The sequence below is a fragment of the Paenibacillus sp. FSL H7-0735 genome, from assembly GCF_038008505.1.
Lineage (GTDB): Bacteria > Bacillota > Bacilli > Paenibacillales > Paenibacillaceae > Paenibacillus_AQ > Paenibacillus_AQ odorifer.
The window spans coordinates 1-18,170 of the sequence record NZ_JBBOZH010000002.1 but is presented as its reverse complement, the minus strand read 5'-3'; the positions used below and the strand labels follow the sequence as shown (position 1 = coordinate 18,170).

General features: G+C 44.7%; 14 protein-coding genes. 13 read left to right on the top strand and 1 reads right to left on the bottom strand.

From position 1 onward, the window contains the following. The first annotated feature begins 38 nt into the window (after window positions 1-38). The 13 genes from rfbB to NSS82_RS27750 all read left to right on the top strand — a co-directional run bounded on the left by rfbB (window position 39) and on the right by NSS82_RS27750 (window position 16,489). On the top strand, window positions 39-1,061 hold the full coding sequence (gene rfbB / locus NSS82_RS27810; protein WP_076222327.1) for a dTDP-glucose 4,6-dehydratase: 1,023 nt from the start codon (window positions 39-41) through the stop codon (window positions 1,059-1,061). 24 nt (window positions 1,062-1,085) lie between these two features. Further along, the gene (rfbD, locus tag NSS82_RS27805) at window positions 1,086-1,949 is read left to right on the top strand and encodes a dTDP-4-dehydrorhamnose reductase (RefSeq protein ID WP_076222326.1); all 864 of its coding nucleotides are present in this window, start codon (window positions 1,086-1,088) and stop codon (window positions 1,947-1,949) included. A 118-nt stretch (window positions 1,950-2,067) separates the two neighbouring features. Then, window positions 2,068-3,093, top strand: coding sequence for a glycosyltransferase family 2 protein (locus tag NSS82_RS27800; RefSeq protein ID WP_076222325.1), 1,026 nt, complete (start codon window positions 2,068-2,070; stop codon window positions 3,091-3,093). 157 nt (window positions 3,094-3,250) lie between these two features. Next, window positions 3,251-4,150, top strand: a complete 900-nt coding sequence (locus tag NSS82_RS27795; protein ID WP_052097542.1) for a glycosyltransferase family 2 protein — start codon at window positions 3,251-3,253, stop codon at window positions 4,148-4,150. Next, window positions 4,147-5,553, top strand: a complete 1,407-nt coding sequence (locus NSS82_RS27790) for an undecaprenyl-phosphate glucose phosphotransferase (RefSeq protein WP_038573482.1) — start codon at window positions 4,147-4,149, stop codon at window positions 5,551-5,553. The genes NSS82_RS27795 and NSS82_RS27790 overlap by 4 nt, the downstream gene beginning before the upstream one ends. Before the next feature lie 108 nt (window positions 5,554-5,661). Further along, window positions 5,662-6,528 (top strand): phosphatidylinositol-specific phospholipase C/glycerophosphodiester phosphodiesterase family protein, encoded by an 867-nt coding sequence (locus NSS82_RS27785; RefSeq protein ID WP_038573481.1) that lies wholly within the window; start codon window positions 5,662-5,664, stop codon window positions 6,526-6,528. Between the two features lie 226 nt (window positions 6,529-6,754). After that, on the top strand, window positions 6,755-7,474 hold the full coding sequence (locus NSS82_RS27780) for a heptaprenylglyceryl phosphate synthase (RefSeq protein WP_143760435.1): 720 nt from the start codon (window positions 6,755-6,757) through the stop codon (window positions 7,472-7,474). Window positions 7,475-7,535: 61 nt separating this feature from the next. Next, the gene (gene pcrA, locus NSS82_RS27775; RefSeq protein WP_036678664.1) at window positions 7,536-9,875 is read left to right on the top strand and encodes a DNA helicase PcrA; all 2,340 of its coding nucleotides are present in this window, start codon (window positions 7,536-7,538) and stop codon (window positions 9,873-9,875) included. Between the two features lie 77 nt (window positions 9,876-9,952). Further along, window positions 9,953-11,965: an NAD-dependent DNA ligase LigA gene (ligA, locus tag NSS82_RS27770; RefSeq protein ID WP_076137351.1), complete on the top strand. Its 2,013-nt coding sequence runs from the start codon at window positions 9,953-9,955 to the stop codon at window positions 11,963-11,965. Between the two features lie 181 nt (window positions 11,966-12,146). Further along, the gene (locus tag NSS82_RS27765; protein ID WP_036678667.1) at window positions 12,147-12,854 is read left to right on the top strand and encodes a response regulator transcription factor; all 708 of its coding nucleotides are present in this window, start codon (window positions 12,147-12,149) and stop codon (window positions 12,852-12,854) included. A gap of 19 nt (window positions 12,855-12,873) precedes the next feature. Continuing rightward, on the top strand, window positions 12,874-13,986 hold the full coding sequence (locus NSS82_RS27760) for a sensor histidine kinase (RefSeq protein ID WP_076273734.1): 1,113 nt from the start codon (window positions 12,874-12,876) through the stop codon (window positions 13,984-13,986). 62 nt (window positions 13,987-14,048) lie between these two features. Further along, on the top strand, window positions 14,049-14,633 hold the full coding sequence (locus NSS82_RS27755) for a HAMP domain-containing protein (RefSeq protein ID WP_076273735.1): 585 nt from the start codon (window positions 14,049-14,051) through the stop codon (window positions 14,631-14,633). Continuing rightward, window positions 14,630-16,489 carry a transglycosylase domain-containing protein gene (locus tag NSS82_RS27750; RefSeq protein ID WP_076273736.1) on the top strand — a complete coding sequence of 620 codons (1,860 nt, stop codon included), beginning with the start codon at window positions 14,630-14,632 and terminating at the stop codon, window positions 16,487-16,489. Before NSS82_RS27755 ends, NSS82_RS27750 begins: the two co-directional genes overlap by 4 nt. A 4-nt stretch (window positions 16,490-16,493) precedes the next feature. Here NSS82_RS27750 and NSS82_RS27745 read toward each other — a convergent pair whose 3' ends face one another. Beyond that, the gene (locus NSS82_RS27745) at window positions 16,494-17,750 is read right to left on the bottom strand and encodes an MFS transporter (RefSeq protein WP_076273737.1); all 1,257 of its coding nucleotides are present in this window, start codon (window positions 17,748-17,750) and stop codon (window positions 16,494-16,496) included. Between the last annotated feature and the right edge of the window lie 420 nt (window positions 17,751-18,170).

Sequence of the window (18,170 nt, the reverse complement as noted above, 5' to 3'; positions counted from 1 at the left end):
CTTGAATATAATCTCAAAGAACAAAAGGTGGGCTATAAATGAAACTGCTAGTTACTGGCGGGGCTGGGTTTATCGGCAGCAACTTTGTGCTGTACATGTTACAACAACACCCTGATTACGAAATTGTTAATGTAGATGCATTGACGTATGCAGGTAATCTAGAGAATCTGAAAGCAATTGAGAATAATCCTAATTACACTTTCGTGAAGGCCGACATTACAGATGTTACTCTGATGGATGAACTGATTAGCCAGGGTGTGGATGTCGTTGTTAATTTCGCGGCTGAATCGCATGTGGATCGGAGTATTTTAGAGCCGGAAGTGTTTGTGAAGACGAACGTACTTGGAACACAAGTACTTTTGGATGCGGCGAAAAAATACAGTATCACTAAGTTTGTTCAAGTATCTACGGATGAGGTATATGGATCACTGGGTGCGACTGGATTATTCACCGAAGAAACTCCTTTGGCTCCTAACAGTCCATATTCAGCAAGCAAAGCAGGTGGAGACTTGCTAGTACGTGCATATCACGAAACGTTTGGACTGCCAGTGAATATTACCCGCTGCTCAAACAATTATGGCCCGTACCAATTCCCGGAAAAACTTATTCCGCTGATGATCTCCCGCGCACTTGCTGATCAAGCGTTGCCTGTTTATGGCGATGGAATGAATATCCGCGACTGGTTGTATGTTGAGGATCATTGCAGCGCGATTGATCTGGTTATTCACAAGGGTGTGAACGGCGAAGTCTACAACATTGGTGGTAATAATGAACGTACGAATGTGCATATTGTAAACACGGTATTGCAGGAACTAGGCAAGCCTGATTCTTTGATTACTTATGTTCAAGACCGTCCTGGTCATGATCGCCGTTATGGTATTGATCCAACTAAGATTATGAATGAACTGGGATGGAAGCCGAAACATACATTTGAAACAGGTATTAAAGAAACTATCCAATGGTATCTCAATAACCGCGAGTGGTGGACCCGTATTCAATCTGGGGAATACCAAAAATATGCTGAACAGCAATATGGTGATCGATTAGGTGACTCATTGTAATTTTGATACGGGGGTAAAATAGCTATGAAGGTACTTGTTACAGGTGCGGCCGGACAACTAGGTCAGGACGTAGTTTTACTGCTCCAGCATCAAGGTCACGAAGTGTTGGCTTGCGATCGTCAGGAGATGGATATTACTGATCTGGATCAGTGCATCCAAGTTATTGGCGGTTTTGGACCGGATGCGGTTATTCACTGTGCTGCTCATACGGCAGTAGATGCGGCAGAAAGTGATATTGATGCAGCTTATTTAATTAATGCTACTGGAAGCCGAAATGTAGCGCTAGCTTCTGAAAAAGCTGGAGCCAAGCTGGTGTATATTAGCACGGATTATGTGTTTGATGGTATGGGAGCACAGCCTTACCATGAATATGATAATACAAACCCTAAGAGTATATACGGCAAATCGAAACGTGCGGGTGAGGTACTCGTTCAATCCCTCTCCTCTAAGTATTTCATCGTACGAACATCATGGGTGTACGGCAAATACGGGAATAACTTTGTCAAAACAATGCTAAAGCTTGGTCAAGAAAAGCCAATGCTTCAAGTTGTCGATGACCAAAAAGGTTCGCCTACTTATACAGTCGATTTAGCTCGATTCTTGCTTGAGCTTGTTCAAACTGAGAAGTATGGTGTATACCATGCGTCAAATAGCGACTCTTGTACCTGGTTTGAATTTACACAGGCGATCTTTGTAGAGGCCGAGGATATTTTGGGTTTCAAATTCACTGCTACGCTTGAACCGTGTGCCACGGAACAGTTTCCGAGACCTGCACCACGTCCTCGGAATTCGGTGATGGAGCATCTGTCGATACGTACGAATGGTTTTGAGGACATTCGGCCTTGGCGTGAAGGCTTGAGAGATTTCCTCTTAGAGCTAAAAGAATAGAATAACACCAATTGAAACTCCCAAATCGTTTATAACGATGCGGGAGTTTTTTGTGTTCTTTCGTTATAATAAGAAGGAAGCAGGTAGTTAATTAGAAATTACAAAGTCGAGGATACTCATGAATAACAAAACAGTTAGTGTACATATCGTGACCTACAACAGTGCGGATGACATTATAGATTGCTTAGAGGCAGTAATGGCACAGGATTATCCTATTGAGAAAATTGTTGTTGTGGATAATGCGTCTTCGGACGATTGTGCAGAGAAAGTGAATATGTTCTTTAACGCGATCGATAAAGGGGCTTTTTCAAGTAATTCACTAGAGGATTTAGAACCGTTCAATTCACAAGCTAACATGGAAGCGCCCACGAGCCTGCTACTTATCCAAAATCAAAAAAACACAGGCTTCGCCCCAGCTCATAACCAAGCTATAGCTACTACAGAAACAGATTATGTGCTCGTTCTCAATCCGGATTTGACGCTGGCTCCAGACTATATCTCTAGACTAATCGCACAAATGGAAGCCAACCCGCAGATCGGCAGCGCCACAGGTAAGCTTTTGCTAAAGGTTGATCACGGATCAGTAGATAGCACTGGTCTTCAGATGAACAAGGCACGTCGTGCGTTTGACCGTGGTGCAGGTGAGCCAGCAGAACAATGGACACAGTCGGGGACAGTATTTGGCGTTTCTGGGGCTGCGGCGATGTATTCTCGGCGGATGATTGAAGACGTTAGTGTTGGTGGGGAGTTTTTCGATGCAGATTTTTTTGCCTATAAGGAAGATGTGGATGTGGCTTGGAGGGCGGAGTTATTCGGCTGGCGGGGATATTATGATGCTGAGGCAATTGGGTATCATGAACGTGGGTGGAAAACGTCTGGCCGCAGTACCAAACCGATGTTTATCCGACGAATATCTTACATTAATCGCTACAAAATGATCTACAAGAATGAATCGGCTCGAACTATGCTGAAGACAATCTTGGTTTCTCTTCCCTATGAAATTGCCGCTCATGGTTATATGCTTCTGAGAGAGCCAAAGTTAATCGTAGCATGGAAATCCTTTTTTACTCAGCTCCCAGCGTTGAAAAAGAAACGAAAATATATACAGACCGTCGTAAAAGAGAGAAAGAAACCCGTAAATTGAACAGTATCTGGTAAAACCTCCCTGAAAGGTCATCTCCTCTCAGGGAGGTTTTATGTTATAATAATTGTCGGTAGATTACTATATTTGTCAGGAGCGTTACGCAGTGAATGTAGATGTAAGCATACTTATTGTCAATTACAACACGTGTCGCCTGACGATGGACTGTATCAGGTCGGTATATGACTCAGAAACGAACTATTCCTATGAGATTATTTTGATAGACAACAATTCCCATGATGATTCGGTAGAGATGATTGGTAGAGAGTTTCCAAGTGTCATGTTGATCGCAAATAACGACAATGTCGGTTTTGCCCGTGCAAATAATCAGGGGATGGAAGCTTCATCCGGACGTTATGTGCTTTTGCTCAATTCAGATACGGTGGTACGCAGGGATACGCTGGAGACGATGATCTCCTTTATGGATGGTCGGTCCGATGTTGGGGCGTCAGGATGTAAGATTATTTTGCCAGATGGGTCGCTGGATAAAGCGTGTAAGCGTGGATTTCCTACACCGTCAGCTTCCTTCTATTATGCTTTTGGTTTCAGTAAGTTATTTCCAGATCGACCGAAGTTTAACGGTTACCAGTTAGGTTATCTGGACCCTGATCTTGATTACCCGATAGATTGTCTGGTGGGTGCGTTTATGTTGTTGCGGCGGGAGACGATTGATCAGGTCGGCGGATTAGATGAAGAGTTTTTTATGTACGGTGAGGATTTAGATTGGTGCTATCGTATTAAAGAGGCTGGGTGGGAGATTTATTATTATCCGAAGACCTCCATCGTACATCTTAAGGGCGGCAGTGCCAGACGTAGACCGTTCAAGATCGTCTATGAATTTCATAGGGCAATGATTTTATTTCATCGTAAGCATTATAGTAGGAAGTACAACAGTATTATAAATGGAACAGTATATGCTGGTGTTGGTGTGAAATTTGCTCTGTCCCTTTTGCGGAATGCCCTAATCTTTCCTAAAGCAGTTCCATCACCTGCACAGAGTCTTAGCTCTGCTACGGAAACTGGCGCTCGTAACGATAAGAATACTGAGGTGAGATTATGATTCGGCGGAATCAGAAATTTTTGACACAGCTCTATATGGTTGCTGACTTTCTTGTCATCCAACTGTCCTTTTTAGCGGCTTGGTGGATCAAGTTCAAGAGCGGATGGATGGAATCCTATAACACGCTGCCCGTAGAGTCTTACGCTTATTGGAGTTTAATTTATGGCGGAGTGGCAGTTCTAATTGGTATACTCCTGTCACTGTATTTGCCTAAGCGTAAGAAACGTTTTGTCGATGAATTTCTGAAGATTTTTCAAGTGCATATAATTGGTATTTTTATTCTGCTGGGTTTGATGTTTTTTGTGAAAGAAATTGATATCTCCCGTGTCTACCTTGCTATTTATATGGGATTTAACGTTCTTTCCATTATGCTTTACCGTTATGTGCTGAAGAAGATGCTTAAATCTTTGCGCGAAAAAGGATTGAACCGCCAGTTCGTACTTATCATCGGCGCAGGTACTCTTGGTAAAAGATTCTACAACAATTTGGAACAATATCCTGAGCTTGGATATGAAGCCATTGGCTTTTTAGACGATTACCATACTTGGGACGGGATTGAGGAGCAACGGTATAAACCTATCCTGGGAACGGTCGATCAGTTATCCGGAATGCTGGAGATGCTGCCTGTGGACGAGGTTATTCTAGCCTTGCCGCTCGATGCGCATTCTAAATATCCTTCGATTATTGCGGCCTGTGAAAAAGCAGGGGTACGCACATTGATTATTCCGGATTTCTTTGATTATTTACCGGCGCGTCCTTACTTTGATAACTTCGCAGGTATGCCAATGATTAATGTTCGTGATATTCCACTGGATATGACGGGTAATAAGATGGCAAAACGTTTGTTTGATATCGTGTTCTCTCTATTCGCGATTATTATGATATCTCCCGTGATGCTGATCGTAGCTCTCGGCGTACGTCTTACCTCACCGGGACCGATTATATTCCGGCAGGAACGGGTGGGACTTAATCGGCGTAATTTTATGATGTATAAGTTTCGTTCAATGAAGATGCAGCAGGACGGGGAAGAAGATACAGGTTGGAGTACGCGGGAAGATCCGCGTAGAACTCGATTTGGAACCTTTATCCGTAAGACAAGTCTGGATGAGCTTCCGCAATTTTTTAATGTGTTACTGGGTCATATGAGTGTAGTTGGCCCACGGCCAGAACGACCATTTTATGTAGAACAATTCCGTGATGAAATTCCGAAGTATATGGTGAAGCACCATGTGCGTCCAGGAATTACGGGCTGGGCACAGAGCAATGGGCTGCGCGGGGACACTTCAATTGAGGAACGGATTAAGCACGATATTTTCTATATCGAGAACTGGTCCTTACTGTTCGACATTCGAATTATTTTCAAAACGATTCGCAACGGCTTCGTTAACAAAAACGCATATTGAGACCTGCACTTATTTAGATTTGTGAAATTTTAATAATACCCCGTTTTGCCACTGGCAGAGCGGGGTATTAATTTTCTAATCTAAACTTTGTAAAGGAAACTCACAACTATGAATAAGAAAAAGATTATTGCAACCGTAGTAATGATTGTCGCACTAATAATGATTCTTGTAATAACGTTGAACAAAGAGGAAGAGCAACCCGTGAGCGGCTTTGAAGCGCACAAAATCGTTGCACATGCCATGGGGGGAATCAACGGCTATGCGTATACCAATGCTTGGGAGGCATTTGTCGCTAACTATGAACGGGGCACTCGCGTATTTGAAGTTGATTTTTTGCTATCGAAGGATGATCAGTTGGTTGCTCGGCATGAATGGACAGGCAATATGAGCAAGCTTTTAGGTCAGTTGGAGGTTCTCCCTGCTAATAAACAGGGTGTGGCACTAGATTACGAGGAATTTATGGACAGCCCCATCCTGAATATATACTCTCCCCTTGATATTGAGAAGGTGCTTGATCTAATGCAGAATTATCCAGATGCTTATATCGTTACGGATACCAAAGAAATCCAACCGGATCTTATAGAGAAGCAATTTACATTGCTGACCCAAGCGGCGCAGCGTCGGGATCCAGCGTTGTTGGAGCGGATAGTTCCACAGATCTACAATCAGCCGATGCTTGATGAGATCAATAAGGTGTATTCTTTTCCAGAAGTGCTTTACACCTTGTACCAATCTAAGGATACGGATGAACAAGTTATTGAGTTTGTTAAAAAAACAGGTGTGGATATTACGATGCCAGTTAGCCGGGCCACCAAGAGTTTTGTCAAACAGTTAAAAAATATCGGAGCTCGTGTATACGTTCATACAGTGGATGAAGAGGATGAGATTAGAGAGCTATCTCGTATGGGTGTAGACGGATTTTATAGTGATTTTGTGCCTGAAAATGATTTGAATAACCTCAAAGGTATGCGCTGAAATCTTTCTCCACTCATTACCACTAATATATCCCCGCAAAGTGATGCTTTCCTCAGATGCGTATTCAGGTACTTTGCAGGGACCCCAAATTTATATACGAAAAAATGTTCGTATTTTTGTTCGCTTTAAATTGACACACCTCCTGTGCTGGCATAGACTAGATCTATATCTTTTGCGGCGGCAGGAGTGTTTTGTCTTGCCCAAATGACAATTAAGGATGATTCTCATGAAATCAGTACAGCAAATGATCAAACCTTGGCGGCATGTGTTTAAGTTGGACCCGGATCGTATGATTTCTGATGAGGATTTGGAGGCCGTTTGCTTGTCCGGCACGGATGCCCTATTGATAGGGGGCTCTACAGGAGTAACCTATGAGAATACAGTAGATCTCTTATCAAGAGTAAGACGTTTTGAGCTGCCCTGTGCACTCGAGGTATCCGAACTTGAAGCTGCTGTACCCGGATTTGATCTTTATATGATTCCTATGGTGCTAAATACACCCGATCCAGCTTGGATTGTAGGTCATCATCGTCGAGCTATAGAGCGTTATGGATTTATGATCCCATGGGATCAGCTGCTAACGGAAGGTTACGTCGTTTTGAACAGTGATTCTTCAGTTGCGCGGATTACAGGGGCCGAGACAACCATTAATGCTGAAGAGGCGGCTGCGTATGCCCAGGTTGCGGACAAGCTGATGTCTCTGCCAATAGTATATCTTGAATATAGCGGTAGATTTGGGGAGATGGAGACAGTACGTATAGTGCGTGAGATGGTGGAGCAAGCCCAACTATTTTATGGAGGCGGCATTACTTGTGAGGCGGAGGCCGAGCAGGCAGCAGCTCTATGTGATACAGTAGTTGTCGGCAATATTATTTATCGGGATGTAGAGCAGGCAATTCGTACGGTATTAGCTGTTAAAAAGACGGTGCAAGAGCAGTTCGAGTAGCGGCTAGCTTATGGACTACTTATGATTTGTAATTTCATTTTTGGAAAGGAGCATGTTACACATGCAACTTATTAACATACAAGACGCGGTCAGCCGATTGAATCCTCCACAAAGGCAGGCTGTCGAAACTACTGAAGGACCCCTTTTGATTATGGCTGGTGCGGGCAGTGGGAAGACGAGAGTGCTGACTCACAGAATTGCCTGGCTGATTGCTAATCGAAAGGCGCCGCCTTGGGCGATTTTGGCGATTACATTTACGAATAAAGCTGCGAGGGAAATGCAGGAACGTGTATCTAAGCTCGTTGGACCTGAGGGAAGAGATATTTGGGTATCTACCTTTCACTCCATGTGTGTTCGGATCTTGCGGAAGGATATTGAGCGGATTGGATTTACCTCCAACTTCTCGATTCTGGACTCTACAGATCAGTTATCAGTCATTCGTAATTGCATGAAGGAACTGAATATTGATACGAAAAAATTCGAACCGAAAGCTGTACAAGCCATAATTAGCGCATCTAAGAATGAGTTGATAACTCCGGCGCAGTATGAGCAAAAAGTCGGTGATTATTTCGAAGGTTTAGTTGCTAAGGTTTATAAAATGTATCAAAGACGTTTGAGAAGCAATAACTCGCTTGATTTTGATGATTTGATTATGAAGACTATCGAATTATTTAAGGAAGTTCCCGAGGTTCTGGATTTTTACCAAAAGAAATTCAAATACATCCATGTGGATGAGTATCAGGATACGAACAGAGCACAATACATGTTGTGCCGCATGCTGGCAGACAGCCACCACCGCATTTGTGTGGTAGGGGATAGTGACCAGTCGATCTATCGCTGGCGTGGTGCGGATATTACGAATATTCTTAATTTTGAAGAGGATTATCCGGAAGCGAAGACGATTCTGCTAGAACAGAATTACCGTTCAACCGCTAATATCCTGAATGCAGCCAATGGGGTAATCGCGCTTAATAGTGGCCGTAAACCGAAAAAGCTGTGGACCGATTCCGAGGAAGGCGCCAAGATTAAGGTGTACCGGGCGGATTCCGAGCATGACGAAGGATATTTTGTAACCGGAGAAATCAGCAAAAATGTGAAACAAGGTCAAGCCTACCAGAATCACGCGATTTTGTATCGGACGAATGCTCAGTCACGGGTAATAGAGGAAATTCTGATCAAATCAGATATTCCATATCAAATCGTTGGCGGGATCAAGTTCTATGATCGTAAAGAAATCAAGGATCTGCTGGCATATCTACGTTTATTGTCTAACCCTGATGATGATATCAGCCTGACGCGTATTATTAATGTTCCTAAGCGTGGATTAGGAGATACAACGGTTGGTAAGCTGGCAGCTGCGGCTGGTGAACGTGGTGTTTCTATTTTCCGCGTTCTGCAAACGGTCGATGATTTGGGCTTTGCTGGACGGACGCGGAATATGCTAGTAGAGTTCTACGATATGATTGAAGCTCTGCATCGTATGGTGGAGTTCTTGTCTGTAACCGAATTGACGGAAAAAATACTGGAGATGTCGCAGTACCGTTTGGAGCTGCAAAATGAAAATACACTCGAATCACGTTCGCGGCTAGAGAATATCGATGAGTTCTTATCGGTGACGATGGAGTTTGAAAAGAACAATGAAGACAAGTCGCTGGTCTCCTTCCTCACGGATCTTGCACTTATCGCAGATATCGATAGTGTGAACGATGATGAAGAGGATCGTAGTGATGCGGTTGTGTTAATGACGATGCACAGCGCCAAAGGTCTGGAGTTCCCGACGGTATTTATCGTCGGAATGGAAGAAGGCGTGTTCCCACACAGCCGTGCCTTTCAGGACAACGACGAGCTGGAAGAGGAACGCCGGCTTGCGTATGTGGGGATCACCCGCGCGGAGAAACAACTGTTTCTCTCTTGTGCGCGGATGCGCACGCTCTTTGGGCGGACGACGGCGAACCAACCGTCCCGCTTCTTAGAGGAGATTCCGGAGGAACTGAAGGAAGATACCGTTAAGACTCAAGACCGCTTCCAGCGCGGAGGCGCGGAGGTAGGCGGTGCTTACGGCGGACGCGGATTCGGCAGCGGTGGCCGTGGGAACTTTGGCGGCCGAGGCGGAGCCGCCGGAGCTACGCCGGCAGGCGGCGGAAGCACGGCGTCAGCGGCGGCAAGCAAAAGCAGCGTGACCGTGACCTCCGGAGGCGCACAGCGTGCTACCGGAGCAGGGGCTGCAGCAGCTGGCGATTACAAAGCGGGTGACAAGGTCTCCCACGGCAAATGGGGCACCGGCACCGTTGTATCTGTTAAAGGCAGCGGGAATGACACGGAGCTGCAGATTGCTTTTCCAGCACCTGTGGGTGTGAAACGCCTGCTTGCGGGGTTTGCACCGATTACCAAAGTGGAATAATAGCAGACAACGATTAACGAACGGATATTTAGACCACGCTAACTTTAGGAAACTTATTGACGGAGGGATGTACCTGCATGGATGCTATGCATGTGATGGAAGAGCTTGTTGCGGAATTAAATAATTATAATTACCACTACTACACGCTGGATGCACCGCTAGTCAGCGATAAGGAATACGATGTTTTATACGACAAGCTTGTAGCACTGGAGGCTGAGAGTGGCTTCGTACTACCGGATTCGCCTACACAACGTGTAGGTGGAGAGCTGCTTAAGGGCTTCACGCCGCATCGGCATCTGGCACCGCTTTGGAGTCTGGATAAAGCACAGAATATTGAACAGCTGCGCAGCTGGAATACCCGGGTGCTCCGGTTAGTGAATGAATACAATCTTAAGAATCCAGACAACCCTCTTCCTGATCCTTGTTATGCAGTAGAACTGAAGTTCGATGGCTTAACGCTGAATTTAACCTATCGTAATGGTGTTCTCGAACAGGCATCGACGCGTGGCAATGGTGTAGTTGGCGAAGGAATACTTGCACAGGTGAAGACCATCAAATCCGTTCCATTGACGATTCCCTTCAAGGATGGGGTCATTGAGGTTCAGGGTGAAGGGATTATGAATCTGTCTGTGCTGGCTGATTATAATACAAGGGCTGCTGAGCCGCTGAAGAATGCGCGTAATGCAGCAGCAGGTGCACTGCGTAATCTTAATCCTAAGACTACTGCGGACCGCCGTTTGAACGCTTTTTTCTATAATGTAGGCTTTGCAGAAGGTGCGGAGTTCGCTGATCATCAGGAAATGATGGATTTTCTGCGGAATAACAAATTTAAAGTGAACCCATACCTGACCTACTGCAATGATTTTGATGATGTAACTGAGCAGCTTGCTGGAATCGAGGAGAGTCGTTCGAGTCTCGATTACCTCATTGATGGGGCTGTAATTAAGGTCACGGATTTCAGAATCCGTGAGGTGCTTGGATACACTGACAAGTTCCCACGTTGGGCAGTAGCTTATAAATTTGAAGCCGAAGAAACGACGACCGTGCTGGAGTCCGTTAGCTGGAATGTAGGTCGTACAGGTAAAGTGACTCCGCTGGCTCGGGTTGAGGCTGTAGAGCTTGCTGGAGTTACCGTTCAGAACTGCACCCTGAATAATGTGGGTGATATTGAGCGCAAAAACTTGAAATTTGCCCTAGGTTCGCGGGTCTTTATTCGTCGTTCCAATGATGTTATCCCAGAAATTCTCGGCAAGGTAACAGAGGAGAATGACGGTGGAGAGATTATTTTCCCTGAGGATTGTCCAGCTTGTGGATATCCGTTAGAAATGCGCGGAGCACATCTTTTCTGTAACAATAAACTGAATTGTAGGCCGCAGATTATCAGTCGGATTACCCACTTTGCTTCGCGTGATGCGATGGATATTGAGACATTCAGTGAGAAGACGGCGGGTCAGCTCTATGATGAGCTTAATGTACATGACTCTGCGGATCTGTATGAACTGAACTTTGAGCAGCTCGTACAGCTGAACCGTTTTGGTGAGAAAAAAGCACAGAATTTGCTGCAAGCTTTAGAAGATAGCAAAGGTAGAGATCTTGCTTCATTTCTCTTTGCGTTAGGGATCCCTAACACAGGTAAAGCAACGACGAAGATGTTGGCTGATCATTTTCGCGATCTGGATGCTGTGATGCAGGCCAAAGCCGAGGAGCTCGCTGAGTTGCCAGACATTGGTGGGATTGTCGCCGAGAGCATTGTCAGCTTCTTCGCAGATCCAGTTGTAGTAGCTAATGTTTCCCGCTTGCGGGCGTTGGGTGTGGAAGCGAAGGCTCCTGAGGCACCACGTCCTGTTAATACCGATTCCTTCTTTAGTGGCAAAACGGTCGTATTGACCGGTTCCTTGCAAAAGCTTACCCGAGATGAAGCAGCTGAACGTCTGGAAGCACTCGGAGCAAAGGTGTCCGGAAGTGTGTCGAAGAAGACGGATTTAGTTATCGCTGGTGAAAAAGCTGGCAGTAAGCTGGCTAAAGCGCAGCAGTTAGGCATTCAAGTCATTGAGGATGAAGATGAGCTAATTCGCTTGTTGGATATGTAAGTAACAAACTATATTCGATTCCAAAAGGTTCCCGGTTCCATTTCGTTTAAATGCGAGAGGAGCAGGGGCCTTTTTTGCGTGGATACAACTAAACGTTTCTTTTTTAGAAAAAAAATTCGGATGATCTGCTAATATATAGGCTATAGATATTTATTACTATATTTGAAAGGAAACCCTTCCTGTGAAGAGAGAAACGATATTGTTAGTAGACGATGAGAAGGAAATTGTAGAACTGTTAACGATTTATCTCTGTAATGAAGGCTATAGACTGCTAAAGGCTTATGATGGAATGGAAGCGCTGGAATGTCTGCAGAAAGAGGAAGTTGACCTAATTATTCTTGATGTCATGATGCCTAAAATGGACGGGCTAGCTGCATGTATGAAGATCCGTGAAGAGCGGAAAATGCCAATTATCATACTATCAGCCAAAAATACAGATATGGACAAAATCTCCGGCCTGAGCCTGGGGGCAGATGACTACGTGGGCAAGCCGTTTAATCCCTTGGAGATTGTGGCACGAGTAAAATCACAGCTGCGCCGTTATCACGGATTTAATAAGGATAGTAATACGTTGGGAAACGACAGCAAACTAAGCTTTGAGGATCTGACTATAGATACGTCTAAGCATGAGGTGTATGTAGACCAGCAGAAGATTAAACTGACTCCGCGGGAATTCTCTATTCTAGAGCTTTTGGCGAGACACCAAGGTCAAGTGCTTAGCTTGGAGCAAATTTACAATAAGGTATGGAATGAACCTTTTCTAGATGGCGGTAACACAGTGATGGTACATATTCGTAATCTCCGAGACAAAATCGAAATCGATTCGAAACGCCCACGTTACATACAAACCGTCTGGGGAGTTGGCTATAAATTGGACGGACCTTCCTGAAAGGATTAGGTGAGGCTTCTTGAATTCTAAATATATAACGACGATTCGCTGGAAGTTTATGTTCGCTTTTTTGCTGAGTGTGCTTTCAGGCGCTTTGCTGCTTATGGCAGGGTACCAACTCGTCAACTTTATGATCTATCTAAATCCGGCTTCAGAGTCGGCGCCCTATTCACGCATACTGCGCTGGATTATTAATCATATTGGTTCTATGCCACTAATGACAGCAGCGGGTATTATCAGCTTTTTATTATTCTTTTTTATCTACACTCGTAAAGTTGTGCTGTATCTGGAAGAGATCACGAAAGGGATTCGAGAAATTACAAGCTCCGGGATGTCCCATAGAATTGAAGTCAGAACCACGGATGAGCTGGGTGTGCTGGCTGAGAATATTAATGAAATGGCTGAGCGTTTGCAGCACTCCATAGAGGAGGAACGTAAAGCTGTAAATGCAAAAAATGACTTGATCACAGGTGTTTCCCATGATTTACGCACCCCGCTTACCTCTGTCTTGGGTTTTCTGGAATACATCGAACAAGATCGATGTCAGGAAGAAGCGGAAATACGGTATTACGTGGATATAGCCTACAACAAATCCCTGGTGCTGCGTAAACTGATCGATGATCTTTTTGAATACACACGTGTAAATAGTGGAGAGTACCCTTTGGTTATGCAGAGATTGGATTTGAAGGCCTTCATACGGCAGCTGGCGGAGGAGTCAGTTCCTGAACTAACAAAGGCGGATATGCTCTATGAGATCGAGGACGTTGCTGATGAGTTATGGATAGAGGCTTCGCCTAAAGAATTAGTACGTGCTTATGAAAATCTGATTACTAACGCGATCCGTTACGGCAGAAGCGGCGGGAAATTGGAGATAGGTTTCAGTAAAAAGGAAAAGGATGCTGTGGTCCGTATTAGCAACTTCGGAGAGAGGATTGCGGAAAGTGATATCCCTTTTATTTTTGAACGATTCTATCGGGCAGAAAAGTCGCGTTCACAGCATACAGGCGGCTCAGGGCTTGGACTTGCGATTGCCAAAAGTATCATCGAACGCCACAATGGCGTTATTTATGTAGAAAGTACATCTCTTCGCACGGATTTTATTACCCGTTTCCCATTCTTCATAGAATCTTAAGAAAACTCTGGCGGGTTCTTAAGATTTGGAAGTTATCCTTGTGGCACAAGGAGGGAACTACCATGCCAAAACTTCGGACGGTTCGTATCAGCTATTTATATATTTTTATGGGTTGCGCTCTTTTGAGTGCTGCCTTTCTTTTTGTTGTCCAGCGGGCTGTCGCTTTGCTGTATTCTCATTATTCGGGCCAATCAGAAGCCTTTTTTGTCCGGCTTATTCATTGGGTTATTAATCATTTGGGTCAAACCCCTAGTGCCATCCTTCTATTTATTCTAGTCTTCGGTGGGCTGTATGTTCTTCGTTCACAGAAAATAGCTGATGATTTGCGCTCGCTAGTGGTGGGAACCTCGGAGCTGGCAGACAAAGGAGTCGCTCAGAACATCAAGGTTCTTTCTGGAGGAGAAATAGGTGAAATTGCTGCTAACCTCAATCGAATGCAAAGAATAGAAGTTCCAGATAGGGATGCAAGCTCAAAGCGGATAGAGGACACACCAGCAGTAGCTTTATTAATAAGGACTAGGGCGATACTTCGCACCCTCCGTGAGGTTGAAGAGGATGAGGCGGAAGTACATACACTTCTTGCAGCAACGAATGATGAAGTGCGCAGTATGGAGCGGTTCCTGGAGAACCTGATTATCGAATCATGAGCAGATGGAATGCACGCACCCGGATATTGCGAGTAGGGTACCTATTATTTGATGTGAGTGTTATTAGTACGGTATTGGCGCTTTTGATTTTGTTTTATGTATACCAGTATGGGGGGATCGTACTTAACCGGCATGAGGATAGGCTGCAATTGCCAGAATCAAGCATCATCACAGCTTCAGATGGAACAGTTATACGAATGACTCCGCTACCGAGCTCGGGTTATAGGCTTACAGCAGAGCTTGAGGAGATGCCGGCTTTATTGATAAATACCTTTTTAACAGTAGAAGACCGCCGTTTTTATAGCCATCAAGGGGTCGATTATAAAGGGATATCACGCGCTTTCTTAAAAAATATCTTGGACATGAGTTTATCAGAAGGTGGCAGTAGTATTACTCAACAGCTTGCTCGCAATCTTTATTTGAACAGAGATAAGAATATGCTGCGTAAGTTAAATGAAACCTCTATTGCTTTTGCCTTGGAGCAGCGACTGACGAAACGTGAGATTTTGCAGCTGTACCTCAATCAGATTTATATGGGGCGGGGACAATATGGAGTAAAAGCAGCAGCGAAGCGTTACTTCGGCGTGTCTGTTCTGAAAAAATTGGAGATCTGGCAAATAGCCACTCTGGCGGGAATCCCTAAAGGCCCCTCTATTTATAACCCAGTAGACAATAGTGCATTATCCAAAACGAGAAGAAATCTAGTGCTAAAGATGATGTTCAATCAGCGACTAATCACGTATGAGCAAATGCAGGAAGCTCTGAATAAACAATATCAGCCTCCAGCTGCGGTCGAAAATGGGGTTGCCGGAGTGTATTATGTGGATGCCGCCCTTAAGGAAGCGGCTCAGATCACAGGGAAATCCGTAGAGGAGCTTCGTACAGGCGGCTACACTATAGTTACAGGTTTGAACATCAAAGCACAGCAGGCACTTGAGCAGGCCGTTCTCAAAGAGGCTTCATTTCCACCTGACGGAAAAGATCAGCAGGTAGAAGCAGCTATGACCATAATGGATCATCGTACAGGAGAAGTAGTGGCGTTGATTGGTGGGCGAGATCAAAACGAGGGCAATTTGAACAGAGCTATTATTGATGCACGTCAGCCTGGTTCCAGTTTTAAGCCGATCATTGATTATGGACCTGCACTCGAGAGCGGGAAATTCAACTCGAATAGTATGCTGTCCGACCGTAAAGTTGCTTATGGCAGCTATAAGCCTGAGAACTTGAACGGTATATACCAAGGTCAGGTTACAATGAACACAGCTTTGCAAAAGTCCATCAATGCACCAGCTGTATGGCTTTTGAAGCAGGTTGGAATCTCTTCTGCGCGGCAATTTGCCGCCAAATTAGGAATTGTACTGACGGAGGAGGACAATCATTTATCTATAGCTTTGGGGGGGCTTCATAATGGGGTTTCTCCACTAAAAATGGCCCAGGCCTACAGTGTCTTTGCTAGTGGAGGCAAATTTAATGCGGCTCATATGGTGCGCTCCATAACGGATTCAAAAGGGAAGGTCTTGTATACTCATCCCTCTGAATCAAGTCAGGTAATCTCGCCGCGTACCGCAGAAGCGATGACGGCTATGTTACGCAATGTTGTTAATGAAGGAACAGGGAAAAAAGCGCAGATGAACAGACCAGTAGCGGGAAAGACCGGTACGACCCAATTGGACTTGGCTGGCGTGAGCAAGAAAGCCAATCGGGATCTTTGGTTTGTAGGCTATACTTCGGAGTGGACAGCTGCGGTATGGATGGGTTTTGATCGTACGAATCAGGATAATTATATGACTGAAGGCAGCGGGAAGGCTGCCGCTCTATTTTCTACAGTAATGAGTAAAGCCTTAAGTGATCATTGAGAAGTTATTGCGCCGCCCATTCTTCTAATTTCTCATCTCTAGGAAGAAGCAAGGCAAGAAACCCAAGCAGCGGGAGGAAGCCGCAAGCGATGAACACTTTAGCAATCCCGATACTATCAATGAGGTTGCCGAGGACTAATGAGCCGATCCCGCCGAGTCCAAAAGCAAGTCCCGTGATCAGACCTGAAACTGTGCCAATGTTGCCCGGATATAGCATTTGAGCATAAATGACGGTAACCGAGAAGCTGGACAGAAGTATGAAACCGCCAATCAGCAGCAATACAGCCGCCCATAATGGACCTACAAAGGGTAGAGCAAGCGCAAAGGGGACGGTTCCGACCATTGACAGTAAGATGAGATTACGCCGTCCAAAACGGTCAGCCAGCGGACCCCCAAAAAATGTACCCACTGCGCCAGCAGCCAAATACATAAAAATATAGATTTGGGCTTTATCCAGTGTCATTTGATATTTGTCCATTAGATAGAAGGCGTAGTAGCTACCGATAGAAGCGCCATACCAAGACCTAACAAAGACTAGGAATACAAGAATAATCGTTGCTGTTCGTATGCTTTTTCGGCGGGCGGGGTCGATTGCTCGTGCTGTTGATTTTTTATGAAAGGTATAACCGGCATCTAGCATTTCTCTATACCAGCGAGCTACATAGGTCTGAACAGCGATTCCGGCAGCCGCGACGATCGTGAAGCCTAGGGCACCAATCTGGCCAAAGGGGATGAATACCCATTTCGTAAGCATTGGACCAAGGGACTGTCCAGCATTGCCGCCCACTTGAAAAATAGATTGCGACAATCCCTTTCGCTGACCTGCGGCCATATGAGCAACACGCATACCCTCTGGGTGGAAGGTGGCTGAACCGAATCCGATCAGGATAACCGAGAATAAGACCAAAAAATAGCTATTGGCATAAGCCAATAGAAGTACACCTAAAAATGTGCTGCACATACCTAGTGGTAATAATATAGGACGGGGTTTACGGTCTGCAGCATATCCAATGACGGGTTGGATTACTGATGACGTCATATTTAAAGCGAATGAGATCCATCCAATCTGGGCGAAAGAGAGCAGTAGATTATCTTTGAGAATAGGGAAGATTGCTGGAATGACTGCCTGTATAGAATCATTAAATAAATGAACAGAACTGACAGCTAACAAAATTTTATAAATCGTTGCCTGCTGCAGATTACGCTGCTCTTTGTCCTTGCTGTCTACCGTGGACGCAGCGTCTGTAGGTTTGGTCTTCATTTTGACTCCTCTCTGTACTGATAGTTAGAAGGTAAGATTGGCGAATACGATAAATTCTATTTAGCCACAAATAATGGATGAATGGTATCAATTTGTGTTGTCTCGAAGTTATTTATACGAATGATTTTTTTATTTCAAAAAAAGCTTGCAAACTCAATGACAGCATGGTATATTATCTCTTGTGCTTACGACGCATCGCACATACGAAACACAAGCGATGAAAAAATAAGTTGACAAGATAGAAACAAACATGATATACTCTAATTCCTGTGCAAGAGACATTGGATGTCGAAATGCCAGGAGCAAGTTCTTTGAAAACTGAACAAATGGAACGCGTTAATTTTTAAAAAAGATTCATTTAATGAATCGTCAGTTTCAAAATGAGCACATCGCTCTTTTCAATACTAATTGGAGAGTTTG